This is a genomic window from Megamonas hypermegale (genome assembly GCF_900187035.1).
GTDB classification, from domain to species: Bacteria; Bacillota; Negativicutes; order Selenomonadales; family Selenomonadaceae; genus Megamonas; species Megamonas hypermegale.
The window spans coordinates 21,367-42,183 of the sequence record NZ_LT906446.1 but is presented as its reverse complement, the minus strand read 5'-3'; the positions used below and the strand labels follow the sequence as shown (position 1 = coordinate 42,183).

Below are 20,817 nucleotides of genomic sequence, written 5' to 3'. Positions count from 1 at the left end.
CTTATGAGTGATTCAATGATGGCAAATTTATATTCTTATGGTCCAATTATCTTAATGGTAGTTATTTTCTATTTCTTACTCTGGAGACCACAGAAAAAACAACGTAAACAACATAATGATATGATGAGTAATTTAAAAGTTGGACATCGTATTTTAACAATTGGTGGTATTCATGCTGAAATCACCTATGTTGACCTTGAAAAATCTGATTTCATCAGAGTAAAAATTGCTGATAACGTAGAAATCAAAATCAGCAGCTCCGCTGTTGCTAGAGATTTAACTCAGGAAAAAACAGATGCAAACCCAGCTAACAAAAAATAAAAAAACACAAAGAAAATTCTTTTTAGAGCAACGACGTGCTCTTTGTACTTCTGATAGAGAAATGTATTCTAAGCAAATCATTCAAAAAGTGATAAACAGTGCTCAATATCAAAAATCCACTGTATGCTTTTTATTTGCTGCTATGAAAGACGAAGTACAAACGAAAGAATTGATTTTAGATGCTCTAAGGGCAGGCAAACGCGTTTGCCTGCCTTATATTACTGATAAAAAAAATGGCCTTATGGAAGCCACTGAAATTTCTTCTTTTGATGAATTAATCGTTGGTGCATATGGCATTTTATCCGTTAATGAAAATAACCTTCGCTTTGTAAACCCACAGGATATTGATTTTATACTCGTTCCTGGTGTTGGTTTTGATAAAAGAGGCTATCGACTCGGCATGGGTGGTGGTTTTTATGACCGCTATCTTCCTAAAGCGATTAATGCTTATCTAACTGCTGTAATATACAACTGTCAATTAGCAGATACAGTAGTAATAGATGAATATGATGCTAAAGTCGATGCCATTTTTACAGAAAAAGAAAGTATTATTCTTTAACTGTTAGTGCATTTGAGCACTACATAATTTTTTAAAGGGGATATAAACGTTGAGACAAAATGCTTTGTTGAAATTAATAGCAACTATTGTTGTTATCGTAGGCGTTTTTGCTGCGTTTATCGCACCGCTTGCCGGTTCTATCAGACAAGGTCTTGACCTTCAAGGCGGTACACATGTCGTTTTAGAAGGTGTTGATACACCAGAAGCTACAGTTAACGACGATGCGATGAACCGTGTAGTAAAAATCATGGAAAAGCGTGTTAATGAACTCGGTCTTACTGAGCCAATCATTCAGCGCGAAGGCGAACGCCGTATTATTATTGAACTTCCAGGTATAAAAGACCCTGATAAAGCAATTGCCGTACTCGGTAAAACAGCTATGTTGGAATTCAAAGATGAAGAAGGCAATACTGTTTTAAAAGGTACAGATTTAAAAGATGCTCGTGAACAAACTACACAAAACAATCAAAATGAAGTAGCTATCGAATTTACAGATGAAGGCGCTCAAAAATTTGCTGATTTAACATCTGCTAATGTTGGTCGTACTATTTCTATTTTGCTTGATGGTGAAGTTTTAACAGCTCCACGTGTAAATGAACCTATTACTGGTGGCAAAGCCGTCATCACTGGTTCTCGTAACCTTGAAGAAGCACATAACTTAGCCGTTTTACTTCGTTCCGGTGCTCTTCCTGTAAAAGTTGATATAATTGAAACTCGTACTGTAGGCCCTACACTCGGTCAAGACAGTAAAGATAAAAGTATATTCGCCTTTGCTGTAGGCGTTGGCGCAATCTTCGTCTTCATGCTTTTATTCTACCGTGCTTCCGGTTTAATTGCTGATTTAAGCTTAATGGCTTATGTAGTAATCTTATTATTTGTATTAAAACTCTTAGATGCAACACTTACATTGCCTGGTGTCGCGGGAATTATCCTTTCCATTGGTATGGCTGTCGATGCCAACGTGCTCATATTCGAACATTTTAAAGAAGAAATACGCAATGGCAAAACACTGCGCATGGCAATGGATTCTGGTTTCAAACGTGCATTCACTACAATATTTGACTCCAACCTCACAACCATTATAGCTGCTGCCGTATTATTCTTCTTCGGCACAGGTCCAATCCGTGGTTTTGCCATTACTTTAGGACTTGGTGTTATAATCAGTATGTTTACAGCAATCACACTCACACAGTTCATGCTCAAACATTTAATTGCTGCTAAATTATTTACTAACCCTAAATTCTATGGTGTTTCTTTAAGTCATAAAGTAAAGGACGGTGAAGCAAAATGACAGTAAAATTTGATATTATTGGCAGACGCAAAATCTGGTATGCAATATCTTCAATTTTAATAATTGCCAGCCTGTTCTTTATGGTAACACGTGGCTTTAATATGGGTATCGACTTTACTGGCGGTACTATCATGGATTTAAGATTTGAAAAAGCTGTAAACATCAATGATGTCCGTTCTGTCTTAAACGATTATGATTTAAGCAACAGCACAATTCAGCTCTCTGGTGACTCTAGCTCTTCTACTGAAGCTCAAAACGTCATGATACGTACTGTTGACTTAGAAGAACAAGACCGCAAAGAAGTAATGTCTGCCCTTTCTGATAAACTTGGTGATTATCAAGTATTGCGTGAAGAAAAAGTCGGTGCAACAATGGGTACTGAACTCATCATGAACGCAATTTACGCTACTATTATCTCTTGGATTTTAATCATTGCATATGTATCTTACCGTTTTGAATTAAAATTCGGTATTGCAGCCGTATTAGGATTGATACACAATGTATTAATCGTACTCGGTGCATTTGCTTTGACACAAAGACAAGTTGACTCTTCATTTATAGCCGCACTGCTCACCATCATCGGTTATTCTATCAACGATACAATCGTTATCTTCGACCGTATCCGCGAAAATCTTAAATTACATTTCCGCAAAAATGGTGATATCGTAGAACTCGTTAATGTCAGCATTTTCCAGACAATGACTCGTTCTATCTATACAGTATGTACTGTTTTATTTGCAACATTTTCACTGTATTTCTTCGGTGGAGATACGACAAAAGACTTTGCTTTTGCAATGTTAATCGGTTTCTTCTGTGGTGCATATACTTCAATCTTTATCGCCAGCCCTCTTTGGGTAACATTTAGAAGATTTTCTGATAAACGCAAAATAGCAAAACGTGCTGCTGAAAATTAAATATTAAAACGAAAAGCTAAGATTTTATAAATCTTAGCTTTTTTTAATTCATTCATCATCTCTATGAATTTAATATTTTTAATTAAGCTTACGATATTCAAGTGGTGTAATCCCTACAAATTTCTTAAACATCACAATAAAATGACTCGTATCGAGAAAACCAACAAGTTGAGCGATTTGTTGAATTTCTGTGCGCTGGTCAGTCAAAAGTAATTCCTTAGCTTTATTTATACGATAATTAGTTAAATATTTATATACAGAACAACCGACAAAACGCTTAAACAATCGCGATAAATATTGTGGGCTGATATAAATTTTTTTGCTTAAGCTCTGCAAAGTAATTTCATAATTATAACCTTGTTCAATTTCTGTTATAATTGGCTCTACATATTTTTTATATAAGGGGTCATTTTTATAAGTAGATATATTATCAACAAAATTCATCAATATACGATACGTATCTACGGAAAAAGATTTTGCATCAATGGATGGATTTTCATATCTTTCCATCATATCATCTATTAAAGTCGCAATGACCGTACCTTGTTCTTTACTTGTAAAAATCACTTTTCTATCGCCTAAAATTTTAGATATCGTGTCTTCTACCATTCCTGTAAATGTTATAAAAGTCGTCAGCCATTCTTCACCTTCCGGTTCATACGCATGGGGAATATTCGGTGCAATTAAAAAGCCTTCACCTTCATTCAATATGTATTTTTTTCCTTCTATCTCCAATTTACCCGTTCCCTTTTCCGATTGTAAATAATGGTAAAGCGGAAAACCTTGCGGACGAGTGATAGCATCTTGTTCCCAATGATTGCCTATCGTATCGAAAATAAATGGTTCTTTCAACAAAGTCTTCCTTATTTTAATTGGCATAAAATCACCTTGTTTCATAATATTATATTATTTAGTTTAACATATTACACATTTTTCTGTCTATTTCTACTATTAATTTAATAAAAAATTCTTAATAATACTGATGATTTAAGGATTTTTACAAAACAAAAAATCTCCATATAATAATATAAAAATCTTATATTATACGTTAATAAAACGCTCTATTCCCAATTTTAAAGACTATATCGTCCAAACTATTTAGTTCAAAATCCTATATTTTTTTCTTTAATATGTAGTAAAATCTTATACACAATCCTGCTTTTTCAATGTATAATTTATATATAATTAAAAATATTTATTTATTTAGGAGGTTTTTTAATGTTTGATTTAAACAAATTAGCTAATCCAGCTTATTTTGCTGACAACCGTATGCCAGCACATAGCGACCATCAGTATTTTGCTAATGAATGCGAAATGAATAATAATGAAATGAGCATGAGAAAATCTTTGAACGGCTTATGGTATTTCTCCTATGCCAAAAATCTTACATCTCGTATTGAAGGCTTTGAACAGACTGACTATAATTGCAAAAACTGGGATACAATTCGCGTACCAGCTCATATTCAAATGGAAGGTTACGGCAAACCTCATTATACAAATACTCCTTATCCTTGGGACGGCCATGAAAAAGTTAATGAAAGTGAAATACCTCAAAATTTCAACCCTACAGCTTCTTATGTAAAATATTTCACAGCTCCAGAAAATTGGAAAGATGTATTCATCTCCTTTCAAGGCGTAGACTCCGCTATGGCATTATGGCTCAACGGCAAATTCGTAGGCTACAGTGAAGACAGCTGCACTCCTTCAGAATTCGACCTCACTCCATATTTAGTAGATGGTGAAAATAAAATTGCTGTACAAGTTTATCGTTTTAGCTCCGGTAGCTGGGTAGAAGACCAAGACTTCTGGCGTTTCTCCGGTATTTATCGTGATGTATACTTATTTACAAAACCACAGCTTCATATCGATGACTTATTTATCCATGCTGTTCCGGTAAACGATTACAAAGATGGCAAATTAACTATTGATTTTAAATGGAATAACGAAGATGCTAAAAACTTAGCTGTAAAATTAACTGACAATGAAGGCAATGTTATTTTAGATACAGTTCAAGAAAATATCACTGGTGCCACTAGCACTTTCACAGCAGACTTTACAGATATTAAACTTTGGAGTGCTGAACATCCAAACCTCTACAAAGCTATTTTCACTGTAACTGATACTGATGGCAATATCATGGAAATCATTCCTCAAAATATTGGTTTCCGTGAATTCAAAATGGACGGCAATATCATGAAAATCAATGGCAAACGCATTGTTTTCAAAGGTGTAAACCGTCATGAATTTGACTGCTATTTCGGTCGTGCTATTCCAACAGAAAAAATCGCACATGACCTTGAAATCATAAAACAAAATAATATCAATGCTGTTCGTACTTCTCACTATCCAAACAATAGCAAATTATATGAACTCTGTGATATCTACGGTTTATATGTAATCGATGAAACAAATATGGAAACACATGGTAGCTGGATGGTAAAAGGTAAAGTGCGTGAAGATGCAAACACTGTACCAAACGATAATCCAGCTTGGCATGATATCATTATCGACAGAGCAAAATCCATGCTCGAACGCGATAAAAACCATGCAAGCATAATCATCTGGTCTTGCGGTAATGAATCTTACGGTGGCAAAAACATCTTTGATATGTCCGAATACTTCCGCCAAACAGACCCTTCTCGCCTCGTTCACTATGAAAGCATTTTCTGGAACAGAAAATACAATGGCACTAGCGATATGGAAAGCCAGATGTACACTAGAGTTGCTGATATTAAAAAATTCCTCAGCGAACATCGCGATAAACCATTCATTTGCTGTGAATACACTCACTCCATGGGTAACAGTAATGGTGGCATGCATAAATACACTGATTTAACTGATGAAGACCCATTATATCAGGGCGGTTTCATTTGGGACTTCGCTGACCAAGCAATTTGGGGCAGAGACCTCTATGGCAATGAAGTTATGTACTACGGTGGCGATTTCGGCGATAGACCTTCCGATTACAACTTCAGTGGTAACGGTATCGTATTTGCTGACCACAGCCCAACAACTAAATTACAAGAAGTTAAATTCAATTATCAAAACTTCGTTTTAACTCCTAGCGAAACAACTGTTAAAATCGTAAACAAATCTTTATTCACTAATACAAATGAATATGATTTAGTAATCGCACTCGCTAAAGACGGTAAAGAAGTTTATACAACAAAAACAACTGCTGATATTCAAGCTGGACAAACAGGTGAAATCGCTATCGAATTACCAAAATTCGGCCCAGGCGAATACACTGTAACAGCTTCTTTAAAATTAAAAGCAGATACTATTTGGGCAGGTTATGGCCATGAAATCGCATTTGGTCAATACGTATTTACTTGCGCAGCAGATGAAAAACCTGCTACACTTCCTCCTATCACCCTCACTAAAGGCGATGTAAGCACAGGCGTTAAAGGCGAAGGCTTTGAAGTTATGTTCTCCTCTGATAAAGGTACTTTGACATCATATAAATACAACGGTGTAGAAATGATTGAAGAATTACCTCGCTTAAACTTCTGGCGTGCACCTATCGACAACGACTATGGTTGCGGTATGCAATTTGATACAGCACAGTGGAAACTCGCTAGCCTTTACAATAAATGCACAGATATGGAAATCATTGAAAACGGCACTCAAAGCGCAACTTTCAAATTCACATATGAACTTGCAACAAAACCTACAGCTTATGTAGTTGTAAACTACACTGTAACTGGCGATGGCACTGTAAAAGTTGACATGAGCTATGATAAAGTAGAAGGCTTACCTAATATTCCTGATTTTGGCATTCTCTTCACTATTCCTGTTGATTATGACCAAATTAAATATTATGGTTTAGGTCCATGCGATAACTACATCGACCGCAAAGAAGGAGCAAAACTCGGTATCTTCACTTCTACTACAGCTAAAGAAATGCAGCCATATTTATTACCACAAGAATGTGGCAACCACTGTGGCATTCGCTGGATGGAAGTAACTGATAGACGCGGTCGCGGTATTAAAATTTCCGCTACAACACCTATCGAAGCATCTGCTCTTTCCTACACTCCACATGAAATCGAAAATGCACGTCATCACTATGACCTTCCAAGACCACATCATACTATTGTAAGAGCTTCCGCTGGCATGTATGGTGTAGGTGGCGATGATTCTTGGGGTTCTCCAACTCTTGATGAATACATCACTAAAAACGAAACAAAACAATTCTCCTTTGAATTTAAAGGTATTTAATCATTAAAACAAAAACGGCTAAGATTTTCTTAGCCGTTTTTTTGTATCTTTAAATTAAATTTTTCCATTAATTGATTAGCATGTGTCGTTATATATACGCCTGAAATAATTATTAGAGCACTTACTACTTCTTGCACAGTTATCATTTCACCTAATGTGAAATATGCTGATATCACACCGACAACTGGCATTAAATTTAAAAATATTGCCGCATGACTTGCTCCGACAAATTTTGTGCCTAAATTCCAAAGCATCATGGCAGATACACCGCCACCCCAAACTATATACATAAACGAGCAAAGTGCTAATGGTGATAATAATACGACATTTAAACCTACAACAAAATGTGCATAAATTGCCGTAAATATAGCACCAAATAAACCAGGCCAAGCCGTAACTGAGAGCACTGACATTTTTTTCAATACAGGGATACTAAATAATATATAAACTACCCAAGCTACTTCACCGATGAAAAAATATATATCGCCTCGATTAAAAGACATATTGATAAAAGTATCCATCGTTCCCTTACTGAGTAAATACAATGTTCCACAAAATGAAATTATAATACCGCATACTTGCAATAAATTAAGCCGTTCTTTAAGTACTATTCGAGCTAATACTGCTGTTATTATCGGAGCTGTCGTACTTATAATCGTCATATTGCCAACTGTAGAATAACTAAGCCCTGTAAATTGCACGCCATTACTTACGGTTACACCGAAAAATCCCATTGCCATTAAACTCAAAACACATGATTTTTTTGGCAAAAATTCTTTTTCACCTGTAATCTTCATTAAAATAAATATCGTTATAGTCAAAAATAAATATCTAATGGGAATTACAGTCAATATGTCCATTTCTAATGTAACAAATTTTATCGTAACAGGTTGAAAGCCCCATAAAATACAGGACATCACCAAAAATATATAATATTTGTTATACATAATCCACAATCCAAACTAAATCAAATCATATTTATCTTTTGTTTCTTCTAAAATCATATCACGACGAGTTTTTGATTCAACAAAGTAATCATGAATAGTTTGTCTATCTTTCTTGGCAATAGCTGTAATCATATTACTAAAAATCGCTTGAAGCTGTGATAAATGTTCGATTATCGGTTCAGCATTAGAGATACATACATCAGCCCACATATCAGCATTAGATGAAGCTATGCGCGTTGTATCTTTAAAACCGCCACCGGCAAGTGTTATACAAGCTTCTAAATCATTTGGATTTTTGTCCAATAAATTGACAAGTCCTGCCGCTACAATATGCGGTATATGACTGATGATAGAAGCACATCTATCGTGTTCTTCCAGTGTAAGCGTCGTGATATTCGCTTCTGTAAGTTTTATTAAATCTACGACTTTCTGCAAAACTTCAGCAGGTGCTTTCGTATCCTTGACAATTACATAGCATTTGTTTTTAAATAAATCTTTATTCGCCGCTGTAACACCACTTTTTTCTCTACCTGTCATCGGATGTCCCGCTACATAATAAATATTTTCTGGAAGCATATTCATTATTTGACGAGCGATATATGATTTTGTGCTGCCGGCATCTGTTAAAATTGCACCTTTTTTCAAATGAGGTAAAATCTTTTCTACTAAAGGTACTATCTGTAATACAGGTGTACTTAAATAAATGATGTCTGCACCTTTTACACATTCAATCGGGTCTAAATAACCTTTATCAATAGCGCCTAATCGTTCAGCATTATCTATTGATTTTTGAGTTCGCGTATTACCTGTGATGAAAATATCATCACCCAATTTATTTTTAAGTGCCATACCAAAGGCGCCGCCTATAAGACCAACGCCTAATATAGCTAAATGTAATTTACTCATAATGTTTTCCCCATCAATTTCAAAATCTGATTAACTTCATCCATTACAATTTTAAAATTATCTGGTTTTAAAGATTGGTCACCATCGCTGAGTGCTACTTCTGGATGTGGATGAACTTCAATCATGAGGCCATCTGCACCTGCTGCCACTGCTGCACGAGCCATTGGACGAACCATCTGCCAGCGACCTGTTCCATGGCTTGGGTCTACGATAATTGGCAAATGAGATAATTCTTTTACAGCAGCTACAGCGCTTAAGTCAAGTGTATTGCGTGTGAATGTTTCATACGTTCTAATACCGCGTTCACACAATACAATATTGTAATTGCCACCACTAGCGATGTATTCAGCTGCATTGAGCCATTCACTGATAGTTGCACTAAGACCACGTTTTAAAAGTACAGGTTTTTTTGTAAAACCAACATCTTTCAATAATTGGAAATTCTGCATATTGCGCGCACCGATTTGCAACATATCCGCATATTGGCAAATAGTGTCTAAATCATTGATATTAACGATTTCTGTGACAACTTTAAGACCAACTTCATCAGCTACTGAACGCATCATTTTTAAACCTTCTACGCCAAGTCCCTGGAAATCATATGGAGATGTACGAGGTTTAAAAGCACCGCCACGTAAAAATTGTGCACCGCATGCTTTAACAGCTTTAGCAGCTTCTAATAATTGTTCACGACTTTCAACAGAGCAAGGGCCTGCCATTACAGCAAAATGGCCACCACCTATTTTCACACCATCAATATCAATTACGCTATCTTCTTTTTTAAATTCACGACTAACTAATTTATATTTTTCTGTAATCGATACAGTTTTTTCTACACCGGAAAAAGAATTCATCTGTAATGTAGCAATTTTCTTTTTATCACCTATTACACCGACAATAACTCTAGATGAACCCTGTGATAAATGGTAATCAAGTCCTGAATTTTTAATTTTATCTTTTACAGCATTTAAATCTTCTACTGTAGCTTCTGGTTTCATAACAATAATCATAATATTATTCCTCCTAATTTTAAATTTAAATACAAAAAAGCCCGTCCCTAAACAGGGACGAGCTGTTATTAACCCGTGGTACCACCCTTCTTGCTATTAGCAAGCCACTTTATTTGGGTACTATCATACCCTAGCCCATGATAACGGAGGCAACCGACACGACCTACTCTATATCATTTCAGCCTGTTGCTCATAGGTGTATTTCCGACTGCTTCAATCCTGTGTCGCACCAACCCACAGTTCTCTGGAAAATTCACAATCGTACTTTTCCTCTTCATTGCATTTATCTTTGTCTAATACTATAACGACTAATTTTTCATTTGTCAAGACCATTAATTCAAAAAATCTATAAACAACTGTACACTTGTAAAGTTGTTATTCTACTTATTTTGCATATATATCTAAAATTTTATTTATGATATTTGTCGTAGAACAACCTTCTGTCATCTTTATAAATTTAATTTTTCCGCCAAATTTTTTCACAGTAGCCGTTTCTGGCAACGTTTCTTCTGTATAGTCGCCACCTTTTATATAAAAATCTGGCTTAACTTTTTCTATTAACTTATCTGCTGTTGTTTCTTCAAATATCACTACATAATCAACAGATTTTAAATTATCGATTAAAAAAGCTCGTTGATTTTGCGGTATTATCGGTCTTTTATCCGATTTATACTGTTTTACAGATTTATCACTGTTTACCCCTACAATAAGATAATCAGCCATTTTTTTTGCTTCATTTAGATAATTTACATGACCTGAATGAACTAAATCAAATGAACCATTTGTAAGTGCAATACTTTTGCCACTATGATGCAGTATTTCACAAAATTTTTCTATATCATTTACATCAACAATCACTAAAAATACCCCATTTTATTTTTTTAGCACATTTATTAATTCTTCATCAGAAACGGTTGCTGTTCCCATTTTACGCACAGCAATACCAGAAGCAAAATTAGATATTTCTGCAGCTTGCGATGGCAAAGCACCTGCTGCTAGTGCTGTGATAAAAGTCGCAACACAAGTATCGCCAGCACCTGATACATCAAATACTTCTGATTTATCGGATACAGGTATATTATGCACATCTCCATTTTTTTCAAATAAAGTCATGCCTTTTTCACCACGCGTGATTAAAATACCTTTTGCTTGCATTTTAATTAAAAAATCCTGCGCTGCTTCATAAAGTTTTTCTTCACTATCGATTTTATAACCAACAGCATTTGATAATTCCGCATCATTTTGTTTCACATAATCTGTTCCTACAAAATCAAATATTGCATAACGCGAATCAACTATTGAAGGAATATCATATTCTTTACTTAATTTTAAAATAAGCTCTTTAATATTAGGGGTGATAGTACCACTACCATAATCACTCATAACTACCCCTTGAATTTGAGGCATAATCATTTCTATATATTTTAATACTTCTTTTTCATATGCAGAAGATATCGGTGTATTACATTCCCTATCAATGCGCACTACTTGCTGACTTACAGTAGCTCTTCCCCCTGCAATTACACGTGTTTTTGTGATAGTCTTGCGCGTTTGGTCGCAAAACATACCATCTGTATTCACGCCATTTTCTTCTAAAGTATGCTTTAAATTTAAAGCACCTCTATCTTTTCCTAAAATACCTACAGCAAAAGCTTTACCGCCAAGTGTAGCCACATTATTTACAACATTAGCAGCTCCCCCTGGTACAGTCTTTTCTTCTTTTTCAATAAGCACAAGCACAGGTGCTTCACGTGAAATACGTGATATATCACCCTCTAAATATATATCAGCAATCATATCACCGATAATCAAAATGCGTTTACCTTTGAATTTATCAACAAAATCAATCAAATCCGGCTTCATTAAATCACCCCTTTAATTAGAAATTAAGGAAGTTAAAGTGCAAACTCCATTTATCTTTTTTCTGTTCATACTTCAATTCAGTTTCTACACAATGCCAATCATGATACCAATAATAATCTAAATCACGTATTCTAAGACTATCTGAAGCATCATAACCTGTTGCTACTACTATACGGTTTTTATCATCAATAGTATAACTAAAACCAGCTGATACTTTTTTAGAATAATCATTTAAGCCATAATCAAATAATGTATTTTCCTGACTTACACGTGAATAATGGTATCCTAAATAACCAGCTAATCTATCATTAAATTCACTGAGCAAAGTAACATCATAATACAAGCTGTTATAATTAGAGTCATCATAATCTTCATGAACTAATTTATAACCGATACTTGGGAATAATCTCACTTTACCATTTTCATCAAGTCTAATTGGGTCATGGTATAAAGACAAATTATGTTCACGATGCCAACTTTTTTTGCCATATTCTTCCCATAAACCGTATTCATTTCTCAAATTAAAACGAAGTGGTGTATCACCTATACGCTGTCCATAATTATAAATATAGGCAATTTCTTTCTTTAACCAAATATCATCATCATCTTCATATTTACCACTTTCGATATTAAAGCTACTTCCTGCATTGCTCCAACCAACACCATATACATTACGCATATCGTGTTTTGTCGTATATTTTAAATTAGCATAAGCATTTACATTATCAACAATTTCTTGATTGTAATTATAACCAATCGTTAAACCATCATCATCATTCCATCTAATTCTAAATGGCATCCAATCTTCTTTACCATCGCTATTAGCACCTATTTTTGTCCTATATTCCTTTGTCTGATAAACAACTTGTCCTTTTATATAAAATTTAGCATTATATGCTACCATATGGTCATCTGGATAAATTTCTATTTTATCAGCACTCAAATAATAATCTGGCTTTTTAGCAGGGCAACGTGTCATAGTACCATTATAGATTACATAATAATCAGGATAAAATTCCACTTGTTCACCTGAAACGTATCTATTATCTATACGACCTTTTAAGCCTTCCATTACACCAGTTTTTTCATTATAGTTATACTGTGTTTTTTCACTATTTATATTTAAAGTTGGATTTGCAACTTGCATCATATGCGCTTTTTGCGGAATTTTAACATCACCAGAATTTAAATTTCCCTGCGCATCTTCTGTTGTCATACGTGAATAATTTTGTGTGATTTTTACATCACCCTTACCATATACATCTCCAGTAACAGAATTATACATGATATCCTTACCTTCAAATATAATAGGTGCTTTTTCTGAGTCATTAATTACAATACCATCTCGAGCATATTCTGCATCTAGTTCTTCTTTAAAATCTTTTATCTCTGTATTTTTAGCTTCTTCTCTTTGTTCTTTTCGTTGGTCTTCTACAAAATTTAAAATCTCAACATCAGTATCACTAGCAAAAACTTGTCCTTGATATGTACATAACGAAATTGCACTAAAAGACAATGCCAATAATATTTTACTTTCTATTTTCATAAAAAATTTCACCTATCTTTTTTAAACATAATTACTAAAACATTATATCATGCTACTTTCAATATGATAAGCTTTAATCTAATATGAAAATAACCTGACCCTTTTTAAAGTCAGGTTATTTTCTTTTAACGTATATTATCTATGATATTTTTGCGTCAATGCTTTAAGCCATTTTGCTTTTTTATCCGTCAAAGCATCATCATGCATTCTCCAGCCCCAATTTTTTCCAACTGTACCTGGCAAATTCATACGTGCATTTCCATCTAAACCTAATACATCCTGCATAGGAAGTACAGCAAGCCTTGCTTGACTAAAGTACGCTAATTCAATCAATTTATTTAACAATACTTCATTTTCATCAATCGAAACATTTAAAAATTCCGCCAAAAGTGCTTTATCTTGCGGAGCTATATCTGTTTCAAGCCAACCTAATGTCGTATTATTATCATGTGTTCCCGTATATACGATAGAATTTTGTGGACAAGTGAAATTTAGTTCCTTCTGTGCATTTGGATACAATTCAAATTGTAAAACCTTCATACCAGGGAAACCACAATCCGTTTTTAATTTTTCTACTTCTGGTGTAATTATACCTAAATCTTCAGCGATAATCGGCACATTGCCCAAATATTTTTTAATCGTGTCAAATAAATCACGACCTGGACCTTTTACCCATTTGCCAATGCGTGCATTTTTAGCATCACCTGGAACTTCCCAATACGCTTCAAATCCACGGAAATGGTCAATGCGAATAATATCTACTAATTCTAATAATGTAGCAATACGTTTACGCCACCAAGCATAACTATCTCGTTCCATTACTTTCCATAAATAATGCGGATTGCCCCAAAGCTGTCCATCTTCACTGAAATAATCTGGTGGTACTCCAGCAGCAGTTTTTAATGTTCCATCTGGATTTAAATTAAATTGGTCTTGGTTTGTCCAAACATCTGCACTATCATGTGAAGGAAAAATAGGCACATCGCCAATAATTTTTATGCCCTTTTCTTTAGCGTATTCATGCAATTTCTGCCACTGCATAAAGAATATATATTGAGTAAATTTAATATATGCTATATCATGCGCTAATGCAATACGACTAGCTTGCAACGCCTGTGGTTGGCGACGGCGTATCGGTGTATCCCATTTTGTCCAATTTTCACCTTTAAAATGTTTTTTAAGTGCCATGAATAAAGCATAATCATCTAACCAGCTTTCCTGTTTAGCACAGAAAACGCTGTAATCCTCATCTGCTACAAAATTAACAAATGCTTTATGCAAAATTTTATTTTTATATGCTTCTACTTTAACAAAATCGACTCTATCTTCATCAGCTTCATAATCAAGTTTTATATCGTCTTCTGTTAAAAGTCCCATTTTAACTAATTCTTCAGGTGAAATAAGCATTATATTTCCCGCAAACGCTGATGGTGATTGGTACGGTGAAGCACCATATCCAACAGGATTAAGTGGCAATACTTGCCAAATGGATTGACCAGCTTTAGCTAACCAATCGACAAAATCATATGCCGTTTTTCCTAAATCACCAATACCATATGCAGATGGTAAGCTAGTTGGATGTAAAATAATGCCAGCTTGTCTAGTGTATGGCTCAGTTATCTTCACTTGTTCAAAAATTAAAGCTTTTAATGGTTCTATAGTGATTTGCGCCTTATTATCTATGATTTCTACATCAGGATACATACCAGTTATTTCGTGTATTTTATTTTGACAAAAACCATGCATATCAACTGTTATTGTAGCTGATTTTACATTATTGCGATTTAAAACAACTAATACACAATCATCATCCATATCATTGCCAAAACGGTCTTTTCCTAGTTTAGTCGTTCTAAAATATGCTAATACATCACCATCAGCATAAGCAGGCACATACCACCCTGTCTGCAAAACAGCTCTATTATTACGCAATGCAATCATGCGTTTTACAAAATATCTTAAGTTCCAATCACCATTATCCCAATTATATGATGCTCTATTATGCGGGTCACGATAACCTTGCATGCCAATTTCATCACCATAATAAATAGAAGGAACACCTGGCAAAGTCATTTGCCAACAAATAGCTATTTTTAAACGGAAAATTGCTAAGCGCAAATGTTCATCATCTAATCTGAAATCAGCCTGTACCGTGGTTGGCACATTTTCTATAGAAGGTGCTTCTCCCAATAAAGTCAAAACACGTTCTACATCATGACTTCCCAATAAATTCATCATAGCATATAGATTTTCAGCTGGATAATTTTCTTGTTGATTAGCAATGCGCTGCTGCGTTATCTTAGCATCATTTTTATTTAACAAAAAATCAAGCATTATATTGCGCAGTGGATAATTCATAGCACTATCTACTTCATAACCACATAGATATTCACGCGATACATTATAAGAAACTTTATTAGAAGCATCTTCCCAAATTTCACCAATCAATACAGCATCTTTATCTATGCTTTTCATCTTTTTATAAAAAGCGCGCGAAAATTGGCGTGGCAATTCATCAATGACATCTAAGCGCCAGCCACTGATGCCTTTTTTCATCCAATAATTGATAACGCTATTTTCATCATTAATGATGTAATCCATATATGATGGAGTTGTTTCTTTGACATTTGGCATGCTGTCAAACCCCCACCAACAATCGTATTTATCTGGATACTCTTTAAAATCATACCATTCATAGTACGGCGAGTCTTTCGATTGATATGCTCCAACACTAGGATAATTGCCAAAACGATTGAAATAAATACTATCACTGCCTGTATGACTGAATACACCATCTAAAATAATCTTTATGCCCTTTTGTTCTGCTACCTGGCAAAGATGCTCAAAATCTTCATTCGTTCCAAGCATAGGGTCAGTTTGAAAATAATTTGCTGTATCGTAGTGATGATTAGAGCGCGACAAAAAAATTGGATTAAGATAGATTACAGATATACCCAAGTCCTTTAAATAATCCAATTTTTCTTCAATACCTTTAAAATTACCACCAAAGAAATCATATGCGATAACGCGACGTGTATCTGGGTCTACATAATACATCGGCGGGTCATTCCAATCACAATGAAATACTGCATACGGTTTTTGCGGTAATTCATTGCCACTACGATAAAATCTATCAGGGAAAATTTGATACATTACAGATTTTTTAAACCAATCAGGCGTTTTAGCATCAGCTTTAAATACAGTTATCTGATATGCTGTAGGTACATCTTTTTGAGCTTTACCGATGCCACCCATTTGTCCTGAACTATTTCCATAATAAATAAGACTTTCATCTTCTAGTCTAATCACAAAATAATACCATACAAGACAGCCTTCTTCTGGCATTTGTAAATCTATAATATAATGGTTTTCATCCCATGCTGATGGCATCATCTTTTTATATGTAGCACCTAAAGATTCTTGCCATGTATATAATTTTACCGATTCAACTTTTAATTTTTCATCCGTAATATCAAGTGCCAACCTCACTGTTGTATCTGTCGGCACTGCACCTCTTGGACTTCTATAATACGGACTTTGTGAATTATGCAATATCATTTAATCAATCCTCATAAATTCAAAAATCACTAAAAAAATAGTGCTGTATGGCAATGTATACCATACAGCACTCCATATACCCTTAGCAAAAGAAATTATTATTTTGTAAGGCTGTTATATAAGTCTTTATATTGTTTAGCAGATTCAGTCCAGCTATAATCAGCTGTCATAGCATTTTCCATAATATGCTGACGTTTAGATAATTCGCTAACACTATCGATTGCACGTTTTATTGAGAATAATAATTCATGTGCATTATAGTTGTTAAAGCTGAAACCATTACCAGTATTAGTGTAATTATTGAAAGCTTCTACTGTATCTTTAAGACCACCTGTTGCACGAACAATAGGAATAGAACCATAGCGAAGTGCGATAAGCTGACCGATACCACATGGTTCATATTGAGATGGCATCAAGAACAAGTCTGAAGCAGCATAAATCTGATGTGCTAATTCATTGTTAAAGAAGATATTAGCGGATACCTTTTTAGGATAACGCCATACAAGGCCCTTAAACCAATCTTCATATTGTCTATCACCAGTACCTAAAAGAACGAACTGAACATCTTCATATTCTAAGAGTTCATCCATGATACGAGTAACAAGGTCAAGACCTTTAGCTTCTACAAGACGAGTTACCATACCGATAAGTGGAATAGAACGATTTACAGGAAGACCGAGTTTTTTCTGTAATTCTTCTTTATTATCACCTTTACGAGCGATAGCATTAGATACATTGTATTTAAATGGAACGTATTTATCTGTTTCAGGGTCATAGTCATCATAATCAAGACCATTGATTATACCAGACAAATCATCTTTACGTTTTTGAAGCATACCTTCAAGACCTTCACCATAATATGGGTCTTGAATTTCTTTAGCATAAGTACGGCTTACTGTTGTAACTTTATCAGAATATACGATAGCACCTTTCATGAAGTTGATATCATCGAAGTATTCCAAATCACCGTTATTGAAATATTTCCAATCAAGACCAAGTACATCTGGCAAATAACCTTTCCAGAAACGTCCTTGATATTTCAAATTGTGAATTGTATAGATTGTTTTGATTTTGTTATAACGTTCATCATCATTGTGTTGAAGTTTTAAATAAACGCTTACAAGACCAGTCTGCCAATCATTTAAATGAATGATATCTGGCCAGAAATCAATTTTAGGAAGCATATCGAGTACAGCACGGCAGAAGAATGTAAATCTTTCTACATCATCTGGATAGCCATAATAGCCTTCACGATAAAAATATTCCTGATTATCTATAAAGTAGAATGGAACATTTTTATAATCATATCTATCAACACCGATATATTTTTGACGCCATGCTACATTAATAGTACCGTCATAAATATGTTCCATTTCGTTGCGATATTCTTCTTTAATTCCACTATATTTAGGTATTACAACACGTACATCTACGCCTTGTTTTTTCAATTCTTTTGGTAATGCACCGGCAACATCAGCCAATCCACCAGTTTTTACAAATGGTACAGCTTCTGAAGCAACATATAAAACTTTTAACACGCCAAACACCTTCCTCAATCGAAATTACTTGGTATTTTATTTTTTAGATTAACCTAATGCAGTAATTTTTTCTGGTTCACGATTAGTATAACTGCGACTTACTGGTTTAACTTCTTTTATTTTTTGTTTTTTCGCTCTTGCTGGGTCATCTTTCATTTTGAAGAAAATAGTAGCAAGTGGTGGCAATGTAACTTGAATGGATTGATTTAAATTATGCCAGAATACATCTTCTGTTTTAAATTCACCTTCATTTAATACATTAGAACCGCCAAATTTTTCCGCATCAGAATTGAATACTTCTTTATAAATACCTTTTGCAGGTACACCGATACGGTATCCATGACGTACTTCTGGCGTAAAATTGCAGACTACTACAATGAAATCATCTTGGTCTTCTGCATAACGAATGAATGAAATTACACTGTTTTCATTATCATTACAATCAATCCAACGGAAACCGCGCCAATCAAAATCAACTTGCCACAAAGCTTTATTATCACAATAGAACTTATTAAGTTCTTTAGAGTATTCAAGCATTTTTGTATGCATTGGATACTGCTGTGGCAAATGCCAATCTAAACTATCATCATATTTCCATTCAATAAACTGACCGAATTCTCCTCCCATGAACAATAATTTTTTGCCTGGGTGAGTCATCCAATAACCGAAGAATGCACGAAGACCTGCAAATTTGCGCCAATAATCGCCTGGCATTTTTTCGATTAATGAACATTTTCCATGAACTACTTCATCATGAGATAATGGCAAAACAAAATTTTCCGAAAATGCATACATCAAAGAGAAAGTAATTTTATCATGGTTCCATTTACGATAAATTGGGTCAAGGCTCATGTATTTGAGCATATCATTCATCCAGCCCATATTCCATTTATAGTTAAAGCCCATACCACCCATATAAGTAGGACGAGAAATCATTGGCCAAGAAGTAGATTCTTCTGCCATCATCAAAGCGTTTGGATAATATTTAAAAACAGCTTCATTTAAGTTTCTAATTAATTCCATAGCTTCAAGATTGCCAGTATCACCATATTTATTTGGTTCCCACTGTCCTTCTTTACGACCATAATTCAAATAGAGCATATTAGCTACAGCATCAACTCTAAGCCCATCAATGTGATATTCAGAAAGCCAAAACAGAGCATTGGAAATTAAGAAGCTATGTACTTCTCTACGTCCATAATCAAAGTTAGTAGTACCCCAGTCCCAGTTTTCACGACGTTTTTCATTATCTGATTCATATAATGTTTCGCCATCAAAACGACGCAGACCATGAGCATCATTACAAAAATGTCCTGGTACCCAGTCCATGATGATACCAATATTATTTTGATGCGCTAAATCTACTAAATACATAAAATCTTTAGGTTCACCATATCGGCTAGTAACAGCATAATAACCAGTTGCCTGATAACCCCATGAACCATCAAATGGATGTTCACAAAGTGGCATAAACTCAATATGTGTATAATTCATTTCTTTCACATAATTCACAAGTTGTTTAGCTGCTTCTTTATAAGTCAAATAATTTCCTTCTGCATCACGGCGCCAAGAACCCAAATGAACTTCATAAATGAGCATTGGATTGTCATAAGAAGATTTTTGACTTTTTTCTTCTTGCCATTTTTGGTCATGCCATTCATAGCCTGCAAGCTTATATAAACGAGAAGCCGTTTTTGGTTTCTTTTCTGCATAAAAAGCGTATGGGTCTGCTTTTAGAATACGTTCTCCACCATAAGATGGTTCAATTGAATATTTGTAAATTTCTCCTTCTTCAAGACCTGGAATAAATACTGACCAAATTTCACCATCTGATATGCGTCTCATTGGATTTATAGAAACGTCCCATTTGTTAAAATCGCCTACAACACTTACAGCTCTAGCATGTGGTGCCCAAACAGCAAAGCGAACACCATCCACACCGCTTTCTTTTACAAAATGAGCTCCTAACATCTGATAAGTATAGAAATTTGTACCCTGATGATACAAATACAGATCAAAATCATTCAACGCTGAAACTTTCATATTAAGTTCTCCTTTGGAGTCATTTATTTTTATAATGTACTCCCGCTTTAACAATGCTAAAACGGGAGTTCATCATTAATACAACTTACTAATACAACAA

At 34.6% G+C, this 20,817-nt stretch carries 15 protein-coding genes and 1 other annotated feature; of the genes, 5 read left to right on the top strand and 10 right to left on the bottom strand.

What is annotated here, in order from left to right:
* Nucleotides 1-3 precede the first annotated feature (3 nt).
* Genes yajC through secF form a run of 4 tightly spaced genes read left to right on the top strand, consistent with a single transcriptional unit; the run spans nt 4 to nt 3,085 of the window.
* Nucleotides 4-321, top strand: coding sequence for a preprotein translocase subunit YajC (gene yajC / locus CKV65_RS00185; RefSeq protein ID WP_027889536.1), 318 nt, complete (start codon nt 4-6; stop codon nt 319-321).
* The gene (locus CKV65_RS00180) at nt 296-880 is read left to right on the top strand and encodes a 5-formyltetrahydrofolate cyclo-ligase (RefSeq protein WP_027889535.1); all 585 of its coding nucleotides are present in this window, start codon (nt 296-298) and stop codon (nt 878-880) included. Before yajC ends, CKV65_RS00180 begins: the two co-directional genes overlap by 26 nt.
* Nucleotides 881-929: 49 nt before the next feature.
* The gene (gene secD / locus CKV65_RS00175) at nt 930-2,171 is read left to right on the top strand and encodes a protein translocase subunit SecD (protein ID WP_027889534.1); all 1,242 of its coding nucleotides are present in this window, start codon (nt 930-932) and stop codon (nt 2,169-2,171) included.
* Complete coding sequence (secF, locus tag CKV65_RS00170) at nt 2,168-3,085, top strand: protein translocase subunit SecF (RefSeq protein WP_027889533.1); 918 nt, start codon at nt 2,168-2,170, stop codon at nt 3,083-3,085. Before secD ends, secF begins: the two co-directional genes overlap by 4 nt.
* A gap of 78 nt (nt 3,086-3,163) precedes the next feature.
* Here the strand turns inward: secF and CKV65_RS00165 are convergent, their stop codons facing one another.
* Nucleotides 3,164-3,982 (bottom strand): AraC family transcriptional regulator, encoded by an 819-nt coding sequence (locus CKV65_RS00165; RefSeq protein WP_231922682.1) that lies wholly within the window; start codon nt 3,980-3,982, stop codon nt 3,164-3,166.
* A gap of 321 nt (nt 3,983-4,303) precedes the next feature.
* Between CKV65_RS00165 and lacZ the strand changes: the two genes are divergently transcribed.
* Nucleotides 4,304-7,306 (top strand): beta-galactosidase, LacZ type, encoded by a 3,003-nt coding sequence (gene lacZ, locus CKV65_RS00160; protein ID WP_027889531.1) that lies wholly within the window; start codon nt 4,304-4,306, stop codon nt 7,304-7,306.
* Between the two features lie 29 nt (nt 7,307-7,335).
* Here the strand turns inward: lacZ and CKV65_RS00155 are convergent, their stop codons facing one another.
* The 9 genes from CKV65_RS00155 to glgB form a co-directional block, all read right to left on the bottom strand.
* Nucleotides 7,336-8,253, bottom strand: a complete 918-nt coding sequence (locus CKV65_RS00155) for a DMT family transporter (protein ID WP_027889530.1) — start codon at nt 8,251-8,253, stop codon at nt 7,336-7,338.
* A 15-nt stretch (nt 8,254-8,268) separates the two neighbouring features.
* Nucleotides 8,269-9,159 (bottom strand): prephenate dehydrogenase, encoded by an 891-nt coding sequence (locus tag CKV65_RS00150; protein ID WP_027889529.1) that lies wholly within the window; start codon nt 9,157-9,159, stop codon nt 8,269-8,271.
* Nucleotides 9,156-10,169: a 3-deoxy-7-phosphoheptulonate synthase gene (gene aroF, locus CKV65_RS00145; protein ID WP_027889528.1), complete on the bottom strand. Its 1,014-nt coding sequence runs from the start codon at nt 10,167-10,169 to the stop codon at nt 9,156-9,158. The genes CKV65_RS00150 and aroF overlap by 4 nt, the downstream gene beginning before the upstream one ends.
* 50 nt (nt 10,170-10,219) lie before the next feature.
* Nucleotides 10,220-10,456 (bottom strand) — a binding site (T-box leader).
* A 97-nt stretch (nt 10,457-10,553) separates the two neighbouring features.
* A complete protein-coding gene (rfaE2, locus tag CKV65_RS00140) occupies nt 10,554-11,027 on the bottom strand; it encodes a D-glycero-beta-D-manno-heptose 1-phosphate adenylyltransferase (RefSeq protein WP_027889527.1) in 474 nt (157 codons plus the stop codon).
* A 15-nt stretch (nt 11,028-11,042) separates the two neighbouring features.
* Nucleotides 11,043-12,032: a bifunctional heptose 7-phosphate kinase/heptose 1-phosphate adenyltransferase gene (locus CKV65_RS00135; protein WP_081654838.1), complete on the bottom strand. Its 990-nt coding sequence runs from the start codon at nt 12,030-12,032 to the stop codon at nt 11,043-11,045.
* 16 nt (nt 12,033-12,048) lie between these two features.
* The gene (locus tag CKV65_RS00130; protein ID WP_027889525.1) at nt 12,049-13,578 is read right to left on the bottom strand and encodes an LPS-assembly protein LptD; all 1,530 of its coding nucleotides are present in this window, start codon (nt 13,576-13,578) and stop codon (nt 12,049-12,051) included.
* 135 nt (nt 13,579-13,713) lie between these two features.
* Nucleotides 13,714-17,136 (bottom strand): 4-alpha-glucanotransferase, encoded by a 3,423-nt coding sequence (malQ, locus tag CKV65_RS00125; RefSeq protein WP_027889524.1) that lies wholly within the window; start codon nt 17,134-17,136, stop codon nt 13,714-13,716.
* Between the two features lie 98 nt (nt 17,137-17,234).
* Nucleotides 17,235-18,674 carry a glycogen synthase GlgA gene (gene glgA / locus CKV65_RS00120; RefSeq protein ID WP_027889523.1) on the bottom strand — a complete coding sequence of 480 codons (1,440 nt, stop codon included), beginning with the start codon at nt 18,672-18,674 and terminating at the stop codon, nt 17,235-17,237.
* A gap of 48 nt (nt 18,675-18,722) precedes the next feature.
* Nucleotides 18,723-20,717: a 1,4-alpha-glucan branching protein GlgB gene (glgB, locus tag CKV65_RS00115; protein WP_051177571.1), complete on the bottom strand. Its 1,995-nt coding sequence runs from the start codon at nt 20,715-20,717 to the stop codon at nt 18,723-18,725.
* Nucleotides 20,718-20,817: the final 100 nt, after the last annotated feature.